The organism is Pasteurella oralis (genome assembly GCF_042681465.1).
Classification (GTDB): Bacteria; Pseudomonadota; Gammaproteobacteria; order Enterobacterales; family Pasteurellaceae; genus Pasteurella; species Pasteurella oralis.
In genome coordinates, this window is record NZ_JBHUFP010000003.1 from 52,875 (window position 1) to 77,052 (window position 24,178).

Below are 24,178 nucleotides of genomic sequence, written 5' to 3' on the forward strand. Positions count from 1 at the left end.
GGTGGATTTTTTATTGAGTGTTAAAGAGCGTTCAGTTTCTGTTGTAATTCTAATTGTTTAAAGGGTTTGACTAAAACCGGGAATTGTTCCGCTTTTTCTAATTGCTCAGTATGCCCAGTCATTAAGAGAATTTTGACCTGCGGTAAATGAGCGACTACCCATTTTGCTACATCTGTGCCAGTGAGTTTGCCAGATAACATAATATCAGAAAGTAAATAGTCAATGGTTCGCCCTTGGCTGAGTAATTCAATTGCTTGTTCACCAGATTCACACAACATGACTTGATAGCCCATGGTATGCAGTTGCTCTGCCAATGTTTCGCGTAAGCTGGCTTTATCTTCTACCACTAAAATCTGATATTGGATATCACAAGTTGCACAGTCTTGTTGTGTGACTCGCGTTTGTGTTTGAGTCTGTTTCATAATTGGCAATTGTAAGTGAATTGTAGTGCCTTTATTTAAGCGAGAGTCAATCGTCACACGGCCTTTTGATTGGCGAATAAAGCCATATACCATAGATAAGCCCAAACCACTGCCACGTCCATTTTGTTTAGTGGTAAAAAAAGGCTCAAAGACATGTTTCTGTGTTTGTTCATCCATGCCACAACCATCATCAATAATGGATAATTGCACCATATGTTCTTGGCGATGTGTGCGTTGTACATTGAGTTGTGTTGTACGAATAATGATGTTACCTTCGTTATTTAATGCATCTTTTGCATTGACAATTAAATTGACCAGTGCGGTTTCAAGTTGATTTTTATCAATATAGACTTGTGGTAAATTTTCGGCTAAATCTAACCGCACTTTAATTGTTGGTGGAATCGTGTGTTTGATTAGATCATTAAACTCTAGAACAAGCTGATTGATATCTAACGTAGTTGGATGCAGCGGTTGTTTTCTGGCATAAGCTAATAAACGTTGCGTGAGAGTCGCGCTGTTTTCGGCAGCTTTCAAGGCGCGTTGTAGACGCTTAGCTTGGCGCTCGTTTAGAGTATCAGGATCGATTAAATCAAGGTTGCCAATAATGACTGCTAAAAAGTTATTAAAGTCATGAGCAATACCACCCGTTAAGTGACCAATAGCACGCATTTTTTGGCTATGTGCAATTTCATTTTCTAATTTTTTACGTTGAGTACGGTCAATAAGAAAGGTGACTAAACCATCTTTTAATGGACTCACACGCCATTCCAAAATTTGTTGTTGGTATTCAATTTCCAGTAAATCTTGCGCTTGGCGAATTTTTTTCAACAGCGCTAAATTAATAGCTTGCTCGCTACCAACCACTTTCGCTTGTTGTGCGTTGAAGTAGTCAACGAGTGAGTGAATACTCAGTTGCTCATGTTGATTGAAACAATCTTGGAGCAGGCTTTTGAATTGGACATTATAAGAAACTAAATTAAGTTGGCCATCAAAAATGGCTAAACCATCGCGCATAGCTAAAAAAGTTTGTTCTAATAATTCGCTTTTTTCTTTGAGCAAAGAATCCGTTTGTTCCAACGTAATTACATTTTGATGAAAGATATCAAAAGTACGCGCTAAATCACCAATTTCATCTTGAGTTTGCTGCTGTGGTACAGTGACATTTTTATCACCTTGCGATAAGCGTTTTAACGCGTCTGTAATTGAATAAAGACGTTTACCAATCAAGGAATAAATGTATTGACCAAGAATAATGATGAGTAAAATAGTGAATAAAGAAAACAGTAAAATAGATAGTGAGAAGGTAGATAAGAGTTGTTGAATTTGTTCAGAATCAACATTAACGCTGTCTACTTTTTCTTTAGCAAGTTGAGTGTATTGTTGATTAATTTGTTGTACTAGCGCATCAATTTGAAAAGTCAAAAATTGAATACGTAGATTAATTTGTGCCAATGTTTCCGCATTTTGAATCATGGTTGGAAAAAGCTGTTTGAGCTTGTTAAATTCAACATGGATATCTGTGAAGTCTTCGACTGATGGAAAGAACAAAAAGTTAGATTGAATACTGAGAAAGACGCTGGTGGAAAAACTGCTTTTGGTGGCATCTTCGATTAATTTTTCTACGCGAGCCAGCTGTAACATAAAATTGGGTGACAACTCACTGGTAAGTGCGGTCCGTTTTTCTAATCTTTTGATATGCTGGATATAAAGTAAACCTTGATTTAATTCACTAATGATATTGGTATGCAGTACATGACGTTTGTGAGTTTGCAGTAATAATTCTTGTACGCTTTTACTTAATAAATCAATGTGATGTACGATGTGGGCGAAACGCTGATCCTGCTCTGAAGTTGATTGTTTTGCTTGAGCAAGCAGAGTTTGTAGCTGTTGTGCATGCAAAGTCAACGCTTTGGATTCCTCTTGATACTCTAAGGCGCGTGTTGTTTGGGTAAGGCGCTTGGCATAAGTGGAGATTTGTGCTGTTTTTACACCTAATGTCATAGAGGAAAACATTTGGGTAAGTGAACGATCACGTAAGTTAGATAAAGAATTATAGGTGCTGTTTAAGCCAATGATCGCAGTCATACTGATCACAACGATCAAAAAAATAGCTGTGATCAAAAAGAGCATTAAACGAAAGCGTACACTGTAAGACTTAGTAAAAAAAGTGTTTTTCCAGTTTTTCATTATGTAGACCGCACTTGAGTTAGATAGTCACTATTTTAAGCATAAATGGTGGAAAAAAAATGATAAATATGAATTGAATTGTGTTTTTTATGCTAAGAAACGACCTACTTAACATTAAAGTAGGTCGAGGGAATGTGGTTAAACAGTGACAACACTCATTTTTGGTCCAAACGGCTCAAAGTGGATATCATTCTCATGCCAACCTTGTTGTTTTAATAAATCAATCATACTTTCCATAAAACTAATGGTGCCACAAACATATACGTCAGCACCTTGTGGAATATGTTTAGCAATGAAGTTTGCATCAATACGCGCTTGTTGTGCAGTATAAATTACATGATTTTGAGCATGCCTTGCTTTGTTAATTAAAGTGTCAACTTCTGCTTTGAAAGCATGGTTTTCGCGGTTACGGCAAGAATGAATCCAATGAATTTTACGTTGATCATTCGTATTCACTTGTTGTTCTAACATAGCTAATAATGGGGTAATACCAACGCCACCACTAATTAAAACAAGTGGTTTATCGCTTTGTGCTAATAAGAAATCTCCAGCTGGGGCGGTAAAATCTAATTTATCACCCACTTGTACATGATCATGTAAATAATGTGAAACTAAGCCTTTTTGTTCACCTACACCTTCACGTTTTACGGCAAATTTTAAACCATTATTAGTGTCCGTTGAACAGAGCGAATAATGGCGCCATGCTGTATTGGTTTCACCTTCAGGTTGTACGCGTACAGTAATATATTGCCCTGCTTTGACTATTGGTAGTGGGAAATCAGCTTGTACAGTAAATTCTGTGATTTGATCAGAAACAGCACGTTTAGCTACGACTTTAAAAGGCTTATAACCTTCCCATGCCGCAGCATCATACATTGTTTGCTCAACTTGAATAAAGACATCTGCAATCACCCCATAAGCTTTTGCCCAAGCATCAATAATTGCGGGTGTGGCAGCCTCACCTAATACTTCTTTAATCGCTTTAAGTAAATTTTCACCAACAATGGGATAATGTTCTGCTTTAATTTCTAGCGCTCGGTGCTTATGCCCGATTTGCATCACATTAGGCAAAATTGCAGCCAGATTATCAATATGTTTTGCGGCAGCTAAAACAGTACTGGCGAGCGCCATTGGTTGGCGACCTTGTGTTTGGTTAGTTTTATTAAAGACGTTTAATAGCTCAGGATGGGCACTAAACATATTGTGATAAAAGGTTTTAGTAATGGTTGTGCCATGTTGTTCTAAAACAGGAATTGTCGCTTTGATAATGTCACGAGTTTGTTGATCTAACATTTTTTCTTCCTTGTTATTAATAATTGAGTAATTTACTCAGATTTATTTTTTGCTCAATTTACATAAACTAGGCAATAGCTTGCTATACCTCATTAGATGTATATAAATAGTGTTTTTGATGTAGATCAAAGTGAATGTTTATAATAAAATTTGTTATTTTGAACTAAAATTAGTGCTAATTCATTTTGGCATAAAAAAACCTGAGGATTGCCTCAGGTTTTTTTACTTGTGATAGGGAATTATTCGACCGCCATTGGTACTTCCATCAGCAAAACTTCTGCATCGCTTGTGGCAATGATATCAATACTGTCTGTATCCCATAGCCCTAAACCATCACGTTGGTTTAACTCAATACCACCAATATTCGCATTCCCTTTTATCACAAAAGCGTACACACCATTGCTAGCGTTGTGTAATACGTAATTTTTAGTGACACCTTTATCAAATTTTGCAAGTGAAAACCAAGCATCTTGATGAATCCAAACCCCCTCATCTTCTGGATTAGGCGATAAGATTTGTTGGAAATCATTTGGTTTTTGTGTGTTTGCAATCGTAATTTGTTGGTAGCGTGGTTCCACATCACGTTTATTTGGAAAGACCCAAATTTGTAAAAATTGCACAGGCTTATCTGGGTTAGGGTTCATTTCACTGTGCGTAATGCCTGTCCCAGCAGACATGACTTGAATATCGCCATGACGGATCACACTTCCATTGCCCATACTGTCTTTATGTGCTAAATCACCACTCAATGGAATAGAAATAATCTCCATATTATCGTGAGGATGAGTACCAAAGCCCATACCACCTTCAACAAAATCATCGTTGATGACTCGTAACGCGCCAAAATGAACTCGAGTTGGATCATAATAATGCGCAAAGCTAAAAGTGTGTCTGCTTTTTAACCAACCGTGATCTGCGTTGCCACGACTGTTTGCTGCGTGATATACCGTTTTCATTCTTTTATTCCCTCTCTGTTCAACATATGAGGGCATTATATATTTTCTAATAAATAGATAAATAGACGAAATATTGATTCTGTTTTAACAAAGAGTAAATAATTCATCTTTTAACTAAAGTTTGAGCAGTGTTATGTTGCATTAATATTGGAGTAAAGTGCGGTCGTTTTTGTGCGAATTTCGTGATCCCTTTCGCAAAATTGAGAAAAACTGAGAATTATGACAATTATGAATGAGATTCAACATTTTTCATTCATATTGCTGTGCTTAAATGCAAACTATGTTTAATTTGAAAAGGGATTTATGAAGATGGCACAAGTTAGTTCTGATTCGCCTGTTCGCCCTCTACTGGAAATGAAAGGCATTGCCAAACGATTTGGTACTTTTTATGCCTTACAAAATGTGGATTTGTCTATTTATCGTGGTGAAATTCATGCATTGATGGGAGAGAATGGAGCAGGTAAAAGTACACTGATGAAAATTCTTGCTGGCGCTTATACTTCGTCTGCTGGTGAGATTCTCATTGATGGTGAGCATTTTTCTATTTCTTCACCTAAGGATGCAATTAAAGCAGGGATTACGTTAATTTATCAAGAAATTCACCTTTCCCCTAATTTAACTGTCGCTGAAAATATTTTTCTTGGACGTGAAATTAAAAATCTGTTTGGTTTAGATCGTAAAACCATGGCTGAAGAGTCACAAGAAGTATTGGATCGATTAGGCGCACAATTTTCTGCAACACAAAAAGTTTCTTCGTTAACCATTGCCGAGCAACAACAAGTCGAAATTGCACGTGCATTGCATCGTAATAGTCGTATTTTAGTAATGGATGAGCCAACTGCAGCGCTTTCTTCACGTGAAACTGAGCGTTTATTTGAATTAGTGAAAAAATTACGTGATGAGGGGATGGCGATTATTTATATCAGTCATCGAATGGCAGAAATTTATGAATTAGCAGATCGTGTTAGTGTATTGCGCGATGGGAAATATGTAGGTTCATTGACCCGCGATAACTTAGATTCGGCGACGTTGGTACAGATGATGGTAGGGCGTCCACTGACGGATTTATTTAATAAAGAAACTGTCCCTGCTGGTGAAGAAGTGTTACGTGTCGAACACTTGTCTGATGGTAATAAAGTCAAAGATGCTTCCTTAGTAGTAAGGGCTGGAGAAATTATTGGTTTGTCTGGTTTAGTGGGGGCGGGACGTTCTGAGCTGGCACATTTATTATTTGGGGTAAAACAAGCAACTCACGGTAAAATTTATTTAAGTGGTGGTGAAATCAGTTTCCACTCGCCGCGTGATGCTATTGCACACCATGTCGCTTTGTTACCTGAAAATCGTAAAGAAGAAGGTTTGTTTCTTGATTTAAATATTTTGAAGAATGTCACGATGGCGACCATTGAGCGTGATGCTACGATGTTAGTGATTAATCAAGCAAAAGGTAAACAAGCCACGCAAGAAGCGATTGAAGGATTAAAAATGCGGGTGCCAAGTGCGAATGTCAATGTAAGTGGTTTATCTGGGGGAAACCAGCAAAAAGTGTTGCTTTCTCGTTGGGCGGCAATTCAGCCGAAATTGTTTATTATGGATGAGCCAACCCGTGGTGTTGATGTCGGCGCAAAAAGTGAAATTTATCGCATGATGATTGACATGGCAAAACAAGGTGTCGCAATTTTGATGATTTCTAGTGAGTTGCCAGAAATTGTGGGTATGAGCGACCGTGTATATGTTATGCGCGAAGGCTATACGGTAGGTGAGTTAACAGGCGATGAAATCAATCAAGAACGCATTATGGCATTTGCTTGTGGTGCAGAATCATAGAATCAGATTAAAAAGAATTAAAAATTGAGGAGAGGTAAAAATGGGAACAGCACAACCAGCCAAAGCAGGTTTTAAAAAGATTGCAATTGCGGATGCAATGCAAGCAATGGGGATTTTGCCGATTTTAATTTTAATCGTCATTATTTTCTCTTTTGTCGCACCAAATTTTATGACCGAAGCCAATATGTTGAATATTACACGGCAAGCGTCAATTAATATTGTATTAGCGGCAGGGATGACATTTGTTATTTTAACTGGAGGGATCGATCTTTCTGTTGGTTCTATTCTTGGCGTAACCGCTGTAATTGGTTTAGTGACTTCACTTAACCCAGCTTTAGCTGAATTTGCTGTACCACTTGCCTTGCTTGCTGGTCTTGGTATGGGCGTATTTAATGGTTTGCTCGTTGCTTACGCTGGGCTACCTCCTTTTATTGTGACACTAGGAACTTATACTGCTCTGCGTGGCGCTGCATATCTAGTCGCAGATGGCACCACAGTGATTAACTCAAAAATTTCATTTAGCTGGATCGGTAATGGTTATCTTGGCTCCATTCCTTGGTTAGTGATTATTGCCTTTGCTGTTATTGCAGTATGTTGGTTTATTTTGCGTCGTACTACATTGGGTACGCATATTTATGCCGTGGGCGGTAACTTACAAGCTGCTCGCTTAACGGGTATTAAAGTGTCTTTAGTATTAATTTTTGTTTACGCAACCAGTGGTTTGTTATCTGGGCTTGGTGGCGTAATGAGTGCATCACGTTTATACAGTGCTAATGGTAACCTTGGTGTTGGTTATGAACTTGATGCAATTGCAGCTGTTATTTTAGGCGGCACAAGTTTTGTGGGCGGTATCGGTACAATTACAGGTACGCTCATCGGTGCGTTGATTATTGCCACCTTAAATAATGGTATGACGTTAATGGGCGTGTCTTATTTCTGGCAACTCGTTATTAAAGGTGGGGTAATCATCGTTGCTGTATTAATCGATAAATACCGTACTCGTTCAGCTTAATATCCACTTTATAGGAGAAATTGTAATGAAATTAAAAACTTTAGCAGTATCTTTAATGTTAGCAGTCGCACCTTTTGCGCAAGCAAAAGAATTAAAATCTATCGGTGTTACAGTGGGCGATTTGGCTAATCCCTTCTTCGTGCAAATTGCGAAAGGAGCTGAATTAAAAGCCAAAGAATTAGCAGGTGATAAAGTGAACGTTGTTTCTGTATCAAGTGGTTATGATTTAGGTCAACAAGTTGCACAAATTGATAACTTCATTGCGGCAAAAGCGGATATGATTATTCTTAATGCGGCAGATTCTAAAGGAATTGGACCCGCAGTACAGCGTGCACGTGATGTGGGTATCGTAGTAGTCGCGGTTGACGTCGCGGCTGATGGTGCGAATGCAACAGTGACTTCAAATAACTACCAAGCAGGAGAAATTGCTTGCCAGACTATCGTTGAAAAATTAAATGGTAAAGGGAATGTCGTCATTATTAATGGACCACCAGTATCTGCAGTACAAGATCGTGTACAAGGTTGCCAAGATGTATTTGCAAAACATAGTGATATCAAAGTGTTATCACATAACCAAAATGCAAAAGGTAGTCGTGAAGGTGGTTTAGAAGTGATGACCTCATTATTAATTGCACATCCGAAAATTGATGCGGTATTTGCCATTAATGATCCAACTGCGATTGGTGCAGATTTAGCTGCAAAACAGGCGCAACGTAGTGAATTCTTCATTATGGGTGTGGATGGTTCGCCAGATGGTGAAGAAGCATTGAAATTATCAGACAGTTTATTCCGCGGTACGCCAGCTCAGGATCCACAAGTAATGGCGGCAGAAGCAGTGAAAATTGGTTATGATATTTTACAAGGCAAACCAGCCCCGAAAGATCCTGTGTTAATCCCAGTACATTTAATTACTCGTGATAACATCAAAGATTACAAAGGTTGGACTGTTAAGTAATTGAATTTCCCCCTCTTTCTTTTTTCAGAAAGGGGGGAATTATATGAAAAAATTGAGTTTTATTTGAGAGATAGACGTTATCGAGGTAATTCGAAATATAATGGAAGGTGAAATCCTTCCATTTAGTCTATAACAATGAGTTGTCGCTAAGAGGAAAGGTGCTTTACTTATTGATTTTATATTAAAAGTGGTAGAATTCTAGTTAATTAGATAAATTAACAGCGTTCAACAGCAGCAGAAAATAAATAACCAGTACCACGTACAGTTTGAATATAAGTAGGCGCTTTGGGATTAGGTTCGATTTTTTTACGTAAGCGCATAATTAAAACATCGATAGTGCGATCGAAAATTTCTAAGCTTTCACTGTGAGTGAGTTCGAGTAACTTTTGGCGAGAAAGGACTTTTTGTGCATTAGCAATTAGTGCATATAGCAAGGTATATTCACCTTGAGTTAGTTCTACTTCCTGTTTTTGTGGGGTATAAAGTTTATGATTTTCAGTATCAAGGATCCAGTGATTAAAGGTGAGTCCTTGGTGGATATTACTTGCAATAAAAGGTTGTGGTTGATGGCGGCGTAAAACTACTTTTGCTCTTGCAACTACTACACGAGGATAAAATGGTTTTGGAATGTAGTCATCGGCACCCATTTCTAAACCTACCACAATATCAGATTCAGAGTCTAGCCCACTTAACATGATGACAGGTGCTGACGTCATTGTTTTTAAACTTTGTAATAGGACTAAACCATTCACGTCAGGCAGAATTAAATCCAGAAAAATAAGAGAAAAATGGGCGCCAGATTGCAGCAAACTTAATGCTTGTTTGCCTGTTTGTGCACTGACAACAGCATAACCATGCTCTTCGAAAATATCGGTAAGCAGTTCACAAATTTGAACATCATCATCAATAACAAGAATAGACGTATTTTGTTGCATGGCTGGACTCATTTATGACACAAAGAATTTCTAAAGTATATATAATTTCGTTCTGAAATAATATTCATCAATTCACAAAATTAACATTATGAGGTGGCTATGCGTATTGGCATTGATTTAGGTGGGACAAAAATTGAAGTGATTGCACTTTCTAATGATGGAAAGGAATTGTTTAGAAAACGTGTGCCAACACCAAGAGGTTCATATGAAGAAACATTGGCAGCAATTAAAGGACTAGTTGATGATGCAGAACAAGCTACAGGACAAATGGGTACGGTGGGTATTGGTATTCCAGGAACGATTTCACCTTTTAGCCATAAAGTGAAAAATGCCAATTCGGTTTGGCTAAATGGGCAAGCGTTAGATAAAGATTTGTGTCGTGTATTAAGTCGAGAAGTACGTATTGCCAATGATGCAAACTGTATGACCGTATCTGAAGCCACTGATGGTGCAGGAGCCGGATATGAAGTGGTACTCGCGTTGATTTTAGGTACGGGTTCTGGTTCAGGTATTGCGATTAATGGTAAACCTCATAATGGAGGTAACGGTATTGGTGGTGAATGGGGGCACAACCAGTTACCTTGGATGGATGAAGAAGAACGAGAAGTCGCACGTCATAATCAATGCTATTGTGGGCATTATGGTTGTGTTGAGCAATTTGTTTCTGGTACGGGATTATGCGATGACTATGAACGTCGTTCTGGTCAGCGTTTAAAAGGGAATGAGATTGTTGCTCTTTCTGAACAGGGGGATGTGCTCGCCGAGCAATCAATTCAGGCTTACGAACGTCGTTTAGCCAAAGCGTTATCGGCTTATGTCAATATGCTGGATCCTGATGTTATTGTATTCGCTGGTGGGGTGTGTAATATCGATCGGCTTTATACGAATGTACCAAAATTAATGCCAAATTACATTTTTGGTAAAGAGTTCCATACGCCAATTCGTAAAGCGTTACATGGTGATTCAAGTGGTGTGCGCGGTGCCGCTTGGTTATGGCCGTTGGAGAAATAAGCAAAACTTTTGCAAAATCGACCGCACTTTAGACCTTATTGAAGGGGGGAGGGGAGCATGAAACGTTCTGAAATTAATCAAGTGATTGAGGAAGCAAAGGCGCTAATGCAGCGCTATTGTTTCCATCTACCCATATTTGCTGATTACAGCTTGCAAGATTGGCAACAAGCAAATCTTAGTACACAACAAGAAGTTCTTGATGCACGTTTAGGCTGGGATGTGACAGATTTTAATTTGAATGATTTTGCCAAATTTGGTTTAACGTTATTCACCATTCGTAATCAGTCTGCAACTAACAATAAGCCTTATGCAGAGAAAATTATGATGGTAAAAGAAGGGCAAATTACCCCCATGCATTACCATTGGAAAAAAATGGAGGATATTATTAATCGTGGCGGCGGGACTTTAGTGATTCGCTTATATCAACGTGATGAGCAAACGGATTTGTTAGATGATAGCGCAGATATTCACGTTGCGATTGATGGCAAGCAAATGACTGTGCCAGCAGGTGGTCTAGTTAAACTTAAACCCGGGCAGAGTATTTGTTTAACCCCATTGCTCTACCATAGTTTTTGGGCTGAAGATGGCGTGGTGTTAGCGGGTGAAGTTTCTATGGCAAATGATGATTTAACTGATAATCGCTTTTTAGAGCCTTTAGGGCGTTTCTCACACATTGAAGAAGACGAAACACCAATTCACTTGCTGTGTAGTGATTATAACCATTATTTAAAAGGGGAATAACATGGCATTGTTAAATTTAAAATCCATGTTGGCTGTCGCAAACCAACACAAATTTGCAGTAGGCGCATTTAATGCGATTGATTCCAATTTTATTGATGCAGTTTTTGCTGCGGCGCAACAACATCAATCGCCAGTGATTATTAACGTAGCAGAGGTACATTTACAGTATATTGATTTAGAGCCAACGACAGAATATATCAAGAAAAAAGCAGCACTTGCTGGGATACCTGTTTGTTTAAACTTGGATCATGGCTTAACTTTCCCTACGATTGAGCGTGCGATTAAGTGCGGTTTTTCTTCAATTATGTTTGATGGTTCACAATTACCTTATGCCGAAAATATTACACAAACTCGCAAGGTAGTTGAACTGTGTAAAAACTATGGTATTTCAGTGGAAGGTGAGCTAGGCGCAGTGGGGGGGGATGAAGGCGGTGCATTAGAAAGTAGCGCTGATGTGGCGTTATATACCAAAGTGGAACAAGCAGTGGAATTTGTCAGTGAAACGGGGATTGATGCACTTGCTGTTGCAATTGGTAATACGCATGGTAAATATAAAGGCGTACCTAAATTAGATTTTGCGCGACTTGAGCAAATTCATCAGGCTGTTTCTGTACCATTGGTTTTACATGGGGGGTCAGGCTTAAGTGTAGAAGATTTCCAACAGACGATTCAGCGTGGCATTTGTAAAATCAATTTCTTTACTGGTATGTCACAAGCCGCGTTACAACAAGTTGAACAAGATATAAATAATACTGAATTAGACGCTAAATATAATTATTACTTGATTATGATGAATAATGTGCAACAAGCAATTAGCCATACTGTTGCAGAACAAATGCACATTTTTAATAGTATTAATAAGGCACAATACTATGCAGGCACGTAATGGTATTCTCGCAATTGGTAATTTGTTAGTTGATCGTACTTTATTGATTTCAGATTATCCGCAAGAATCTATGTTAGCCACCATTTCAAAAGTCGAACTTCATTGTGGTGGTGGCTGTACTAATATATTGTTTAATTTAGCGAAACTTGATCCAGACTTACCGCGTTTTCTTGCGGGGGCAATTGGTAAAGACAGTGAAGGACAGTTTATTTTACGTCAAGCCCAGCAACATGATGTGAATGTAGATAATGTGGTTGAATTAGATTTACCTACTTCGTTTACAGATGTGATGATAAATTCACACACAGGTGACCGCACTTTTTTTCATTATGTGGGAGCGATGGCACAGTACCAAGCGGAGCATATTTTGCAAATTCATCATCCCGCTAAAATTGCACATATTGCATACCTTCCGTTATTGCCACAATTATTGGATGTCGCTCAGCTCAAGAATACACTGACACAATTACATCAACAAGGTTTACTGATTTCTATTGATTTAGTTTCTGTGTCAGATAAACACATTTTCATCCAACAAATCCAACCAATTTTACCTTTTGTCGATTATGTCATTATTAATGATGTTGAAGCGAAATGGCTGACGGATTGTGAGCATTTAGCATCTACACCAGAAGTATTACAACAAATGGCAGCACAAATTATGGCACAAGGTGTGCGAGATACCGTGATTGTGCATGAACCAAAATGGGCAGTGGCAACAAATAAACAAGGGGAACAGATTGGAGTGCCATCTTATTGGGTGGAGAAGAAACACGTTATCAGTACGTTAGGGGCTGGTGATGCTTTTTGTACTGGTGTGCTTTATGGTTTACACCATCATTTGCCTTTAGTTGAGGTGTTAAAGCTCGGGCATGGCTTGGCATATTTCAATTTATTCTCTATGTCAGCCACAGGTGGTGCGGTCAGTTATGAAACATTGCAAAGTTTTATTGCGGCACAAACATAAAATGATTGTATGATCTGATAGCACTATTTTAATCTAAATTCTTTTGGGGTTTTCCCATATTCTCTTTTAAATACCGCATAGAAATATTGTACTGATGGATAACCGCAAATTTCAGCAATTTCTTGCGTAGAAATATCAGTAAAACGTAGCATATATTGTGCTCGGGTTAATTTTTCTTCATGAATGATTTGATGAATTGTTTTGTTCATTTCATTTTTAAAACGCTGTTCTAAATTAGAACGGGAAATACGTAAATGATCTAATACTTGTTCGGTTTTAATACCTTGGCAGGCACGATGGCGAATAAAATGCATGGCTTGAATAACTAAAGGATCTTGTAACGAGCGATAATCTGTTGAACGGCGTTCTGCGACATTAATTGGTGGAATTAATATAGGTTTATGTGATACTGGATACCCACTGAGTTGCTGATGAAGCAATTTAGCGGCTTGGTAACCAATTTGGCTAGTTCCTTGTACAACGGAAGAAAGTGAGACTCTGGATAAGTATTGAATCAGTTCTTCATTATCGATCCCAATGATACACAGTTCATCCGGAACAACAATGTGGAGCCGTTCACAAGCTTGGAGTAAATGTCTCGCACGAGCATCGGTTACAGCAATAATCCCAGTATGTTTTGCAAGCTTTTTTAGCCATTCACACAGCCTGTCTTGCGATTCTAACCAATTTTGCGAGTTAGTTTTATCGCCAAGATAATACTGTGGCTTATGTTCATAACGCTGCATTAGCTGAATAAAAGCATTTTGGCGTTCTAATGACCAATGTTTTTCACTTTCAGCAGGATAACCATAAAACGCAAAACGATTAATTCCTTTCTGTTGAAGATGAAGAAAAGCTGTTTCGATTAGTGCATAATTATCTGTTGCGACATAAGGGAGATCAGGATAATAAGCTGGGTTTTGGTATGAACCACCTACAGCAATAATTGGTACATTAATGTTATGCAGCAATTCTGCGGTTTCAATGTCATCAAAATCAGCGATAATACCATCAATAGATAAATTTCGGATGTCTTCTTTGTGATAGACAAAATCATCCTCCATAAAAATATCCCAGGTGCATTGTGATGCTTGGATATATTGTCCAATCCCCTCAATTACACCACGGTCATAAATTTTATTTGCATTAAAGAGTAGGGCAACTTTGTAAGGTTGTTCTGACATTTTTATCTCCTTTGCTTGTTCCACTATAAGATAAAAAAGTAAACTTAGCAAAATGATAAAAATTCCACCGCACTTTTGGCTAAACAAAGTAGTCAGCGGTGGAATGAGACATGAATTTGAGAGTAAATTACGTTTTTTTCTTGCTTACTGTATCAAGCCATACTGCGAGAAGGAGAATGCCGCCTTTTACGATATATTGCCAGAATGTAGGGACATCTAACATACTCATTCCGTTATCCAGTAAAGCAATAATAAATGCACCTATTACTACACCATAAATAGTACCTATACCACCAGCAAGGCTCGCGCCGCCAATTACACAAGCTGCAATCGCATCAAGTTCTGCATTTTGACCTGCCGATGGTGCGCCTGCGCCTAAACGTGCACTTAAAATTAAACCTGCAATGGCGACTAAAAGTCCATTTAAAGCAAAAATAATTAGCTTGGCTTTTTCGACATTAATACCAGATAATCTTGCCGCATCAATATTGCCACCGATGGCATAAATATGGCGACCAAAAGCGGTTTTTCTGGCTAAAAATGTACCAATAATAGTCAGTAAAGCCAATACTAAAACGGGAAATGGCACGCCTCGGTAGGTATTTAGCAAATAAATTGCACCTAATACTAAAATAGTAACTACAGCATAGGTTAGTGTGTCTTTTGTGACAGGTTGTACTGCTAAGTTGAGTCTTTGGCGAGCTTTACGTTGATAGCTGCCCCAAACAACAAAGAAAAACAACACAATGGTCGCCAACAGCATGCCTAAGCTATCTGGTAAATAACCTTGCCCGATAGCAGTCATTTCTGCACTAATTGGTGAAACTGTTGTACCATTAGTTAAACCAATTAAAATGCCTCTAAAAGCTAACATACCTGCTAATGTGACGATGAAAGAAGGTACTTTTCGGTAGGCAACCCACCAGCCATTCCAAGCACCCAACATAAGCCCTAATATTAATGTAATCAGGATAGTTAAGGGTAATGGCCAATGCCACCAGACATTAGTAATCGCCGCAAACCCACCCAACAAACCCATTAAGGAACCAACAGATAAGTCAATTTCTGCCGAGATAATAATAAAGACCATGCCGATAGCTAATATTCCCGTAATGGAAGTTTGGCGTAGTAAATTTGATATATTTCTTGCACTTAAATAGGCACCATCGGTTGCAAATGAGAAAAACGTCATAATAATCACAATGGCAATAAGCATAATATAAACTTGTAAATTAATTGATTTTAATTTGTTCATTGGTTACTCCTTAAGTGCCGCTTCCATCACTTGTTCTTGGGTCAGATTGTTATTAATAAGATCTGCTTTAATTTTTCCTTGATGCATCACTAATATGCGATCGCTAATACCAAGTACTTCAGGTAGTTCAGATGAAATAACAATAATCGCCATACCTTCTTGTGCGAGTTGGTTGATTAGCTTATAAATTTCATATTTGGCGCCGACATCAATTCCTCTGGTCGGTTCATCTAAGATCAAGATTTTGGGATTCAGTAACAAGCATTTTGCCAGAATCGCTTTTTGTTGGTTGCCACCACTTAAACGCCCAATAGCCAGCTGTGTTGAGGAAGTTTTGACGGTGAGTTTAGCGATGGATTGATTGATGATCGTTTCTTCAAGCGGAGCATTAATGATTTTTTTTCCAAAACAGAATTGTGAGAGAGAGGCGAGAGTAATATTTTGCCCCACTCCCATAATTGGAATAATGCCATGTTTTTTACGATCTTCTGGCACCATGACAATATGATTGGCAATAGCTTGCGCACAGTTTTTAATCTGGATAGGCTGATTTTCAAGGATAATATTACCCTGATATTTTCCTAGATAAGATCCAAAGATACATTGTGCCATTTCTGTGCGCCCAGAACCTACGAGTCCTGCTACGCCAAGAATTTCCCCTTTGTGTAAAGCAAAATTTGCGTTATCAACGCGTTTGATATGGGTATTTGTTGGATGCCATGCCGTTAAGTTTTCTATACGTAGAATTTCATCACCAATGGAATGCGCTTGATGAGGATACAATGAAGTGATTTCTCTACCGACCATCATCGTGATAATGTCATCTTCGCTCATCTTTTTAGCAGGATGCGTACCAATATGCTCCCCATCTCGAATAATGCAAATATTATCGGAGATGGCTTTGACTTCATTTAATTTATGTGAAATATAAATACAAGCAATATTGTGTGCCTGTAGATCCTTAATAAGATTTAACAAAATTGCCGTTTCTTTTTCAGTTAATGAGGCAGTAGGTTCATCTAGAATGAGTAAACGGACTTTTTTATTTAATGCTTTCGCTATTTCCACTAATTGTTGTTGTCCTAAACCCAGTTCTCTAACTTGCGTATGTGGATCAACCTCTAATTGCACTTGTTGTAATAATGCTTGACAACGTAAGTACATTTCATTGTCATTAGTGAATCCTAGCTGCGTCATTTCATTGCCTAAAAACATATTCTCCAGAATAGACATGTTTTTTACTAACGCGAGCTCTTGATGAATAATTGAAATACCCTTTTCTTCGGTATCTTTGATATTTTTAGCAATGAGTTTTTCGTTTGAAAAGTAGATTTCACCTGCATAGTCACCATGTGGATAAATACCACATAATACTTTCATTAAGGTGGATTTGCCGGAACCATTTTCGCCACAGAGAGAAAGCACTTCTCCCATTTCTAGCGAAATTGAAATATTATTTAAAGCAACAACATCACCAAATTTTTTTGTGATGTTTTTCATTTCTAATAATTTCGCCATAATTTATCGTTCTCTAACAGGGAAGTGCAGTGTAGTTGCACTACCCTGTTATTTTAATTAAAAAGATTATTTATAAATTGCCTCTTTACTATGAAAACCATCTTTAATCACGGTGTCATCAATGTTTTCTTTAGTGACGATAACAGGCTCTAACAAGTAACTTGGCACCTCTTTCATGCCATTATGGAGGGTCGAATTCGCGTCTATTTTTTGCTCTTTACCTAATTCGACAGCGATTTCAGCGGCTTTATTGGCTAAATGAGCAATTGGTTTGTAAACTGTCATAGTTTGTGAACCATCAACAATACGTTTGATTGCGGCTAAATCAGCATCTTGCCCTGAAATAGCCACTTTACCCGCTAGACCTTGTGCACTTAATGCTTGGATTGCACCACCTGCCGTAGCGTCATTAGACGCGACTACTGCATCAATATTGTTTTTGTTAGCAGTGAGCGCATTTTCCATAATTTGTAAGGCTTTTTCCGCTAACCAAGAATCGACCCATTGATCGCCAACCACTTTAATTTTTCCACTGTCAATATGTGGTTGTAATACTTTCATCTGCCCTTTACGAAACAACTTTGCATTATTATCTACAGGTGAGCCACCCATTAAAAAATAATGACCTTCTGGTTTTTTCTCGATAATACTTTGTGCTTGTAACTCACCGACTTTTTCATTATCAAAAGAAACGTAGAAATCAATATCTGCGTTATTAATTAAACGATCATAGGCTAATACTTTTACGCCTTCTTTTTTGGCTTCTGAAATGACATTCCCTAAAACTTCACCATTAAATGGAATGATAACCAGCACATCAATATCTTTGTTTAACATATTTTCAATTTGAGAAATTTGAGCGCTAGCATCACCATTAGCAGATTGGACAAAGACTTTTGCCCCTAATTCTTCGGCTTTTTTTACAAAAATATCACGGTCTTTTTGCCAGCGTTCTAAGCGTAAATCATCAATAGACATCCCAATTTTTAAATCTTTTGCAATAGCAGTATTGTTTAAGAACATTAATGCAGTAGTGATTGCGAGTAATGTTGATTTAATTTTCATAGGCCACCTCAAAGTAGTTGGATAAGTGATATTTTGAGTAGTCACTGCTTAACTCATAGTCAGTTTGAGCAGATTGCAAATGAAGTGCAATTATCAGATCTTGTAATAGCATTACGTTTTTTGTTTTTTGTGATTTGCTACACAATAACCAATAATCTAAAGTCCAAAGTGAAATAACATAATGCCTTTATTGGAAGAATAAAAAAAATCACCGCTCATCAGGTTGAGCGGCGATGTTATTATGGTAAAAAACGGCAGCTATTTTAATTTTGCAATACCAAATCCTGTCACTCCCCATAGCATGGCAAAGACAATACCACTCCAGCACAATACAGCCCAAGGTAGGTAAGAGAGTGTCGCGACACCAAGTGTGCCTGCCATATAAGCGCCTGCTGCTGTCCAAGGTAGGATAGGTTCGATGACTGTGGCAGAGTCTTCAACTGTTCGACTGAGGTTTTTAGGATGTAATCCACGTTCAATGTAAGCTTCTTTTAGCATTTCACCCGGAATTAAGATAGAAATTTGCCCATTACAAGTCACTCCAATCATGGTTAATCCACAAAGGATAGTCGCAAAGATTAAAGAAGCTGTAGATTTTACTAGTTTAAGCAAATGTTTGATGATCACATCTAACGCACCGCTGAGTGATAAAATACCAGCGAAAGATAATGCGCAGAAACAGATTAATAAAGTGCCCATCATCGCATTCATTCCGCCTCGATTTAAAAGCCGCGCTAGATCTGCACTGATTGCTATATCATTTTTGATCATTGAAACATTAAATCCGTTGACCGCACTATTGATCACATCATGCAATGAAAACCCTTGAATGAATAATGCATTTAATACAGCAATCGCGGCTGAAAGTAGCATAACGGGGATTGTCGGCTTTTTAGTAATAGACCCCCATAAAATAATGACGATAGGAATAAGTAACAAAATGACATTAAAATGATAAATTTGCTCTAATCCTGAAAGCATTGCTAATACTTTTTCTGGGGTTGCAACATCATGAAAATTACTACTCATGCCGTAAACAACATAAATGATCGCTGCTAGTATGAAAGAAGGCAGAGTAGTATAAAGTAAATGAGCGATATGTTCATAAAGATCAACGCCAGTGGCGGCTGAAGCGATGTTTGTTGTATCGGATAATGGCGATAGTTTATCACCAAAATAAGCCCCAGCGACGACCGCACCTGCCGTCGCCGCCAAGTTGGCGTCTAATCCGATTGCAACACCCATAAACGCAACACCAACTGTGCCCGCAGACCCCCAAGATGTACCTGTACAAACAGATACAATAGAGGTTAAAACAAGTGCGGTGATATATAAGAATTGAGGGTCGATAATTTTTAAGCCGTAATAAATCATCATAGGGATTGTACCGCCAGCAATCCAAGTACCGATTAATAATCCAACAGTAATTAAAATTAACAATGCGGGCATTGTTTTAGCTATTTTAGCTGCGATCGCATTTAAGATATCGCTGTAATTGTACCCTAAATGTTTTACTAAAAATCCAGCAAATACACAGGAAATTACCATCAATGGTTCAGGCGGTAAGTCAAAGAATGCATAACCTAAACCTAATAGAACCAACATAACCAATATAGGAGATAAAGCTTGTGGCAATGTGGGGATTTTTATTTCATTGTTCATCTTCATAATTAAGCTCCTCTTGCATTAATAACGCTAGACCTTGTTTCATTTTTTGTAGGCTCTCTTTTAATAAGGCGCGCGGCATGGCGACGTTCATTCTGAAAAAAGACTGTCCTTCGCGACCAAAATCACTTCCCCAAGACACTTCGATATGGGATAAATCAAGAAACCAGTGTTTCAGCTTTTCTTCATTGATCTGTAGCTTGCTATAGTTAACCCAAATCAGATAAGTGCCTTCGCTGTTGAATACCTCCAATTGTGGTATTTCTCGAGTGAAAAAATCTTTTACAATCAATTTGTTGTGATAAATATAATGTTTTAGTTTATCAAGCCAGTCGTCGCAATATTGATAAGCAATCTGAAGGGCGGGAATGGAAAAGAAATTTGGGTTATGCATACCTAAGGCTTGCATACAGCCTCGAAATTTATCTCGGACCTTTTTATTGCAAATAAGTAGATTGGCAATTTCAAGTCCCGGGATATTGAATGTTTTGGCGGGTGACGTACAAATGATGGAGTGCTTTTCAACATATGCGCTTATTGCGGAAATAATCATATGTTTGTCACCAGAAAAATCGAAATCAGCATGAACGTCATCAGATAAAATAAACACGCCATATTTTTCTGCTAACGCTGCAATATGTTGTAAATCGCTACGTGACCAGATAATGCCTGTTGGATTGTGGGGTGAAATTAAAATGAATGTTTTAGCTGTTTGGAAGCATTTTTCTAATTGATCGAAATCAATCGTATACTTGCCTGCTTGATAAATTAATGCACAACGTTCAACAGTGCGTTTGTTCAATAAAATGGCGTTTACAATAGGCGCATAGGAAGGCGTTAGAATAGCTATACTCTCCGTTGGAGAAGTAAATTCTTTAATATAAATAGAAATCGCTTGAATGATTCTTGGACAAAAAACAATGTGTTCGTTGGCAATCTCATATTGATAATGGCGAAATAGATATCTTCTGACAATATCGTAATAATTATCAGGTAATATCGTATAACCGTAGATCCCTGTTCGATTTTGTTGCGCTAAATAATCAATTAACATTTGAGGTGCGGGTAAATCCATATCTGCGACAGACATCGAAATCATGTCCTTGCCATATTGACGAGTAATTGCCCATTTGGCGCTATTACAATCCGATCTGTCAGTAAAAACATCAAAGAGATTATCTGCCATACATATTCTCCAATATTGGATTTATACAAACTTTAGATCCTGAAGTTAACGGTTAAAATTGTTAAATCTGATATTCCTATTACGTTTTTTCTTTTTTGTGATATGAACCACAATAACCAATAATCTAAATCCCAAAGTGAAATAACATAATTGAGCGGTTTTTTTGTTTTTAGCATGATGATGTCGAGATTTGTGTTTATTGAAATTTACAGGAGAATTAATTATGTCCGATTATTTCCGTCAAATTGATAAAATTCGCTATGAAGGGGCTGATTCTACGAATCCTTTTGCATTTAAATATTACAATCCTGACGAAGTCATTTTAGGCAAAACGATGGCTGAACATTTACGTTTAGCGGTATGTTATTGGCATACTTTCTGTTGGACAGGAAACGATATGTTTGGGGTTGGATCTTTAGATCGTAGCTGGCAAAAAAACAGTGATTTGTTAGCAGGTGCAAAACAAAAAGCAGATATTGCTTTTGAATTTTTTAGTAAATTAGGTGTGCCTTATTATTGTTTTCATGATGTCGATGTTGCTCCAGAAGGTCATTCATTCAACGAATATTTAGCAAATTTCAATACGATGGTGGATATCTTGGCGCAAAAGCAAGAAGAGACAGGGGTAAAATTGTTATGGGGAACCGCGAATTGTTTCACTCATCCTCGTTATATGTCTGGTGCAGCAACTAACCCCAATCCAGAAGTTTTTGCTTGGGCGGCAGCACAAGTGTTTACCGCTATGGGTGCAACTCAGCGTTTAGGTGGTGAGAATTATGTATTATGGGGAGGGCGAGAAGGCTATGAAACCCTGTTAAATACCGACTTAAAACAGGAGCGAGAGCAAATTGGGCGCTTTATGCAGATGGTGGTTGAGCATAAATATAAAATCGGTTTTAACGGGACTTTGCTGATTGAACCAAAACCACAAGAGCCAACTAAACATCAATATGATTATGATGTCGCCACTGTATATGGATTCTTAACACAATTTGGTTTAGAAAAAGAAATTAAAGTGAACGTTGAAGCTAATCATGCCACCTTAGCAGGACATACTTTCCAGCACGAAATTGCAATGGCTACTGCATTGGATATTTTTGGTTCTATTGATGCTAATCGTGGTGATACGCAATTAGGTTGGGATACTGATCAATTTCCAAATAGTGTTGAAGAAAATACATTGGCGATGTATGAAATTCTCAAAGCCGGTGGTTTTACAACAGGAGGCTTTAATTTTGATGCCAAAATTCGTCGTCAAAGTATCGATCCTTATGATTTGTTCCATGGGCATATTGGTGCGATTGATGTCCTTGCATTATCGCTTAGACGTGCAGCGAAAATGTTAGAAGCACAAACGTTACAACAAGTGGTGAATCAACGTTATGCAGGCTGGCAATCAGCACTTGGTCAACAGATTTTATCAGATCAAATGTCGTTATCTGAACTGGCCCAGCTTGTAGCAACGCAGGGATTCGATCCAAAACCTGTTTCAGGTCAACAAGAATATTTGGAAAATCTGGTTAATCACTATATTTTCAGTAAATAAGTCATAAAAGTGCGGTATAATTTTGCGCAATTTTATACCGCATTTTTTAGGGGGAAGGGTATGTATATTGGTATTGATTGTGGTACACAAGGCACAAAAGCGATTGTCGTAGATAGCCAGCAGAAAAAAGTGATTGGTGTTGGTTATGCACCACATGAAATCATTGAGAACAGCGAAGGACGTCGAGAACAACAACCGCAATGGTGGACTACAGCATTAGTGAAAGCATTTCATGATGCAATAAAATTAGCCAAAATTGAACCGTACTTAATTAAAGGTATAGGGATTTCTGGGCAACAACATGGCTTAGTTGTATTAGATGAAGATGATCAGCCTTTGTATCATGCAAAATTATGGTGCGATACTGAAACAACCATTGAAAATACAGAGTTTGTGAGTGCATTAGGTGGTAAAGAGAAGGCGTTTTCTGAACTCGGTATTATGGTACAGACTGGGTATACCGCGTCAAAAATTCTGTGGTTCAGAAAATATTATCCAGAACTGTATCAACGTATTGCTAAAATTATGTTGCCTCATGATTATCTCAATTATTGGTTAACAGGGCATTTTTGTATGGAATATGGTGATGCTTCAGGCACGGGTTATTTTGATGTGGTGAATCGTCAATGGCATTCTGATGCTTTCCGTTTACTTGCCCCTGAACTTGACCCACAAAAAGTATTGCCACCTTTGGTTTCTGCTGAACAGAAGATTGGTACTGTACGCCCTGAAATCGCTAAGTTATTAGGTTTATCTCATCATGTGATTGTTTCTACTGGTGGTGGTGATAATATGATGGGGGCGATTGGTACTGGTAATATTAGACAAGGTATTGCCACCATGAGTTTAGGCACATCAGGCACACTGTATGCTTATACGGATACGCCTCTCGCTGGTTTACCAATGGAAATCGCGAATTTCTGCTCAAGCACGGGAGGATGGCTGCCTTTAGTGTGTGTCATGAACATGACCTCTGCCAATAAAAATTTAATGGATTTACTCGACATCGACGTACAAAAATTTAATACCTTGATTCAACAAAGTCCGATTGGTGCAGAAGGTATCACAATTCTGCCTTTCTTCAATGGTGAACGTGTCCCTCCACTACCACAAGCGAAAGCCAGTATTTTAGGGTTAGACGCAGCTAATTTTACTCAAGCCAATTTATGCCGAGCGATGATGGAAGCCGCCAGTTTTACCTTACGTTATGGTTTAGATTTATTCCGTCAGGCAGGCTTATCAACTTCACAAATCCGCTTAATCGGCGGTGGGGCGAAAAGTGCAGTTTGGCGGCAGATGATCGCGGATATTATGAACACTGAAGTAGTCTGTTTAAAAGAAGAGGAAGCTGCTGCATTGGGTGGTGCGATTCAGGCTATGTGGGCAAATGGTGAAGGAGATTTAACCGATTTGTGTGAAGCCTTTGTGCATATTGATACTGAATCTCGCGTTCAACCTAATCCAGAAAATACAGTGCAATATGAGAAAGTTTATGCGAGGTATGTAGAGAAGTTGAATGCATATTTATAGTTTTCATCTGGTTTAAATAAAGCTAAATAACGATGCATGT

General features: G+C 38.2%; 19 protein-coding genes. 9 read left to right on the forward strand and 10 right to left on the reverse strand.

All coding sequences use genetic code 11. From position 1 onward, the window contains the following. Positions 1 to 20 precede the first annotated feature (20 nt). From ACFSAV_RS01460 to ACFSAV_RS01470, 3 genes are all read right to left on the reverse strand, one after another. Positions 21 to 2,609 (reverse strand): ATP-binding protein, encoded by a 2,589-nt coding sequence (locus ACFSAV_RS01460; RefSeq protein WP_379095387.1) that lies wholly within the window; start codon positions 2,607 to 2,609, stop codon positions 21 to 23. Between the two features lie 138 nt (positions 2,610 to 2,747). Then, positions 2,748 to 3,902 carry an NO-inducible flavohemoprotein gene (gene hmpA / locus ACFSAV_RS01465; RefSeq protein WP_379095390.1) on the reverse strand — a complete coding sequence of 385 codons (1,155 nt, stop codon included), beginning with the start codon at positions 3,900 to 3,902 and terminating at the stop codon, positions 2,748 to 2,750. A gap of 239 nt (positions 3,903 to 4,141) precedes the next feature. After that, positions 4,142 to 4,858 carry a pirin family protein gene (locus ACFSAV_RS01470; RefSeq protein ID WP_379095393.1) on the reverse strand — a complete coding sequence of 239 codons (717 nt, stop codon included), beginning with the start codon at positions 4,856 to 4,858 and terminating at the stop codon, positions 4,142 to 4,144. 303 nt (positions 4,859 to 5,161) lie between these two features. On the opposite strand from ACFSAV_RS01470, the gene ACFSAV_RS01475 reads away from it, so the two are divergent. Genes ACFSAV_RS01475 through ACFSAV_RS01485 form a run of 3 tightly spaced genes read left to right on the forward strand, consistent with a single transcriptional unit; the run spans position 5,162 to position 8,649 of the window. After that, entirely contained in the window at positions 5,162 to 6,682 is a 1,521-nt protein-coding gene (locus tag ACFSAV_RS01475) for a sugar ABC transporter ATP-binding protein (RefSeq protein WP_379095396.1), read from the forward strand. A 40-nt stretch (positions 6,683 to 6,722) separates the two neighbouring features. Beyond that, the gene (locus ACFSAV_RS01480) at positions 6,723 to 7,694 is read left to right on the forward strand and encodes an ABC transporter permease subunit (RefSeq protein ID WP_379095399.1); all 972 of its coding nucleotides are present in this window, start codon (positions 6,723 to 6,725) and stop codon (positions 7,692 to 7,694) included. Between the two features lie 25 nt (positions 7,695 to 7,719). Further along, a complete protein-coding gene (locus tag ACFSAV_RS01485) occupies positions 7,720 to 8,649 on the forward strand; it encodes an ABC transporter substrate-binding protein (protein WP_379095402.1) in 930 nt (309 codons plus the stop codon). Positions 8,650 to 8,864: 215 nt separating this feature from the next. Here the strand turns inward: ACFSAV_RS01485 and ACFSAV_RS01490 are convergent, their stop codons facing one another. Then, positions 8,865 to 9,584 (reverse strand): response regulator, encoded by a 720-nt coding sequence (locus ACFSAV_RS01490; RefSeq protein ID WP_101776272.1) that lies wholly within the window; start codon positions 9,582 to 9,584, stop codon positions 8,865 to 8,867. Positions 9,585 to 9,683: 99 nt separating this feature from the next. On the opposite strand from ACFSAV_RS01490, the gene mak reads away from it, so the two are divergent. From mak to ACFSAV_RS01510, 4 genes are read left to right on the forward strand one after another with little or no spacing between them, the layout of a single operon-like run. Continuing rightward, positions 9,684 to 10,595: a fructokinase gene (gene mak, locus ACFSAV_RS01495; RefSeq protein ID WP_379095405.1), complete on the forward strand. Its 912-nt coding sequence runs from the start codon at positions 9,684 to 9,686 to the stop codon at positions 10,593 to 10,595. Positions 10,596 to 10,652: 57 nt separating this feature from the next. Continuing rightward, complete coding sequence (locus ACFSAV_RS01500) at positions 10,653 to 11,336, forward strand: D-lyxose/D-mannose family sugar isomerase (protein WP_101776270.1); 684 nt, start codon at positions 10,653 to 10,655, stop codon at positions 11,334 to 11,336. A 1-nt stretch (position 11,337) separates the two neighbouring features. Next, a complete protein-coding gene (locus ACFSAV_RS01505; RefSeq protein ID WP_101776269.1) occupies positions 11,338 to 12,222 on the forward strand; it encodes a ketose 1,6-bisphosphate aldolase in 885 nt (294 codons plus the stop codon). Beyond that, the gene (locus ACFSAV_RS01510; RefSeq protein WP_379095408.1) at positions 12,209 to 13,189 is read left to right on the forward strand and encodes a carbohydrate kinase family protein; all 981 of its coding nucleotides are present in this window, start codon (positions 12,209 to 12,211) and stop codon (positions 13,187 to 13,189) included. The genes ACFSAV_RS01505 and ACFSAV_RS01510 overlap by 14 nt, the downstream gene beginning before the upstream one ends. Before the next feature lie 23 nt (positions 13,190 to 13,212). On the opposite strand, the gene ACFSAV_RS01515 is transcribed toward ACFSAV_RS01510, so the two are convergent. The 6 genes from ACFSAV_RS01515 to ACFSAV_RS01540 all read right to left on the reverse strand — a co-directional run bounded on the left by ACFSAV_RS01515 (position 13,213) and on the right by ACFSAV_RS01540 (position 21,062). Continuing rightward, entirely contained in the window at positions 13,213 to 14,373 is a 1,161-nt protein-coding gene (locus ACFSAV_RS01515; protein ID WP_101776267.1) for a XylR family transcriptional regulator, read from the reverse strand. A gap of 127 nt (positions 14,374 to 14,500) precedes the next feature. Further along, the gene (locus ACFSAV_RS01520; protein WP_379095411.1) at positions 14,501 to 15,628 is read right to left on the reverse strand and encodes a sugar ABC transporter permease; all 1,128 of its coding nucleotides are present in this window, start codon (positions 15,626 to 15,628) and stop codon (positions 14,501 to 14,503) included. A gap of 3 nt (positions 15,629 to 15,631) precedes the next feature. Continuing rightward, positions 15,632 to 17,146, reverse strand: a complete 1,515-nt coding sequence (gene xylG, locus ACFSAV_RS01525; protein ID WP_101776265.1) for a D-xylose ABC transporter ATP-binding protein — start codon at positions 17,144 to 17,146, stop codon at positions 15,632 to 15,634. 66 nt (positions 17,147 to 17,212) lie between these two features. Next, positions 17,213 to 18,211, reverse strand: a complete 999-nt coding sequence (gene xylF / locus ACFSAV_RS01530) for a D-xylose ABC transporter substrate-binding protein (protein WP_101776264.1) — start codon at positions 18,209 to 18,211, stop codon at positions 17,213 to 17,215. Positions 18,212 to 18,469: 258 nt separating this feature from the next. Then, positions 18,470 to 19,873, reverse strand: coding sequence for a Na+/H+ antiporter NhaC (nhaC, locus tag ACFSAV_RS01535; RefSeq protein ID WP_379095492.1), 1,404 nt, complete (start codon positions 19,871 to 19,873; stop codon positions 18,470 to 18,472). Continuing rightward, positions 19,863 to 21,062, reverse strand: coding sequence for a MalY/PatB family protein (locus ACFSAV_RS01540; RefSeq protein WP_379095416.1), 1,200 nt, complete (start codon positions 21,060 to 21,062; stop codon positions 19,863 to 19,865). The genes nhaC and ACFSAV_RS01540 overlap by 11 nt, the downstream gene beginning before the upstream one ends. 223 nt (positions 21,063 to 21,285) lie before the next feature. On the opposite strand from ACFSAV_RS01540, the gene xylA reads away from it, so the two are divergent. Together xylA and xylB are read left to right on the forward strand one after the other, a co-directional pair. Further along, a complete protein-coding gene (xylA, locus tag ACFSAV_RS01545; RefSeq protein ID WP_379095419.1) occupies positions 21,286 to 22,608 on the forward strand; it encodes a xylose isomerase in 1,323 nt (440 codons plus the stop codon). 60 nt (positions 22,609 to 22,668) lie between these two features. Further along, positions 22,669 to 24,138 (forward strand): xylulokinase, encoded by a 1,470-nt coding sequence (xylB, locus tag ACFSAV_RS01550; RefSeq protein ID WP_379095422.1) that lies wholly within the window; start codon positions 22,669 to 22,671, stop codon positions 24,136 to 24,138. Positions 24,139 to 24,178: the final 40 nt, after the last annotated feature.

Excerpts from the sequence above, each read along its gene's own strand:
- ACFSAV_RS01460 (WP_379095387.1), bottom strand. The coding sequence starts at position 2,609 with ATGAAAAACTGGAAAAACACTTTTTTTACTAAGTCTTACAGTGTACGC.
- hmpA (WP_379095390.1), bottom strand. The coding sequence starts at position 3,902 with ATGTTAGATCAACAAACTCGTGACATTATCAAAGCGACAATTCCTGTT.
- ACFSAV_RS01470 (WP_379095393.1), bottom strand. The coding sequence starts at position 4,858 with ATGAAAACGGTATATCACGCAGCAAACAGTCGTGGCAACGCAGATCAC.
- ACFSAV_RS01475 (WP_379095396.1), top strand. The coding sequence starts at position 5,162 with ATGAAGATGGCACAAGTTAGTTCTGATTCGCCTGTTCGCCCTCTACTG.
- ACFSAV_RS01480 (WP_379095399.1), top strand. The coding sequence starts at position 6,723 with ATGGGAACAGCACAACCAGCCAAAGCAGGTTTTAAAAAGATTGCAATT.
- ACFSAV_RS01485 (WP_379095402.1), top strand. The coding sequence starts at position 7,720 with ATGAAATTAAAAACTTTAGCAGTATCTTTAATGTTAGCAGTCGCACCT.
- ACFSAV_RS01490 (WP_101776272.1), bottom strand. The coding sequence starts at position 9,584 with ATGCAACAAAATACGTCTATTCTTGTTATTGATGATGATGTTCAAATT.
- mak (WP_379095405.1), top strand. The coding sequence starts at position 9,684 with ATGCGTATTGGCATTGATTTAGGTGGGACAAAAATTGAAGTGATTGCA.
- ACFSAV_RS01500 (WP_101776270.1), top strand. The coding sequence starts at position 10,653 with ATGAAACGTTCTGAAATTAATCAAGTGATTGAGGAAGCAAAGGCGCTA.
- ACFSAV_RS01505 (WP_101776269.1), top strand. The coding sequence starts at position 11,338 with ATGGCATTGTTAAATTTAAAATCCATGTTGGCTGTCGCAAACCAACAC.
- ACFSAV_RS01510 (WP_379095408.1), top strand. The coding sequence starts at position 12,209 with ATGCAGGCACGTAATGGTATTCTCGCAATTGGTAATTTGTTAGTTGAT.
- ACFSAV_RS01515 (WP_101776267.1), bottom strand. The coding sequence starts at position 14,373 with ATGTCAGAACAACCTTACAAAGTTGCCCTACTCTTTAATGCAAATAAA.
- ACFSAV_RS01520 (WP_379095411.1), bottom strand. The coding sequence starts at position 15,628 with ATGAACAAATTAAAATCAATTAATTTACAAGTTTATATTATGCTTATT.
- xylG (WP_101776265.1), bottom strand. The coding sequence starts at position 17,146 with ATGGCGAAATTATTAGAAATGAAAAACATCACAAAAAAATTTGGTGAT.
- xylF (WP_101776264.1), bottom strand. The coding sequence starts at position 18,211 with ATGAAAATTAAATCAACATTACTCGCAATCACTACTGCATTAATGTTC.
- nhaC (WP_379095492.1), bottom strand. The coding sequence starts at position 19,873 with ATGAACAATGAAATAAAAATCCCCACATTGCCACAAGCTTTATCTCCT.
- ACFSAV_RS01540 (WP_379095416.1), bottom strand. The coding sequence starts at position 21,062 with ATGGCAGATAATCTCTTTGATGTTTTTACTGACAGATCGGATTGTAAT.
- xylA (WP_379095419.1), top strand. The coding sequence starts at position 21,286 with ATGTCCGATTATTTCCGTCAAATTGATAAAATTCGCTATGAAGGGGCT.
- xylB (WP_379095422.1), top strand. The coding sequence starts at position 22,669 with ATGTATATTGGTATTGATTGTGGTACACAAGGCACAAAAGCGATTGTC.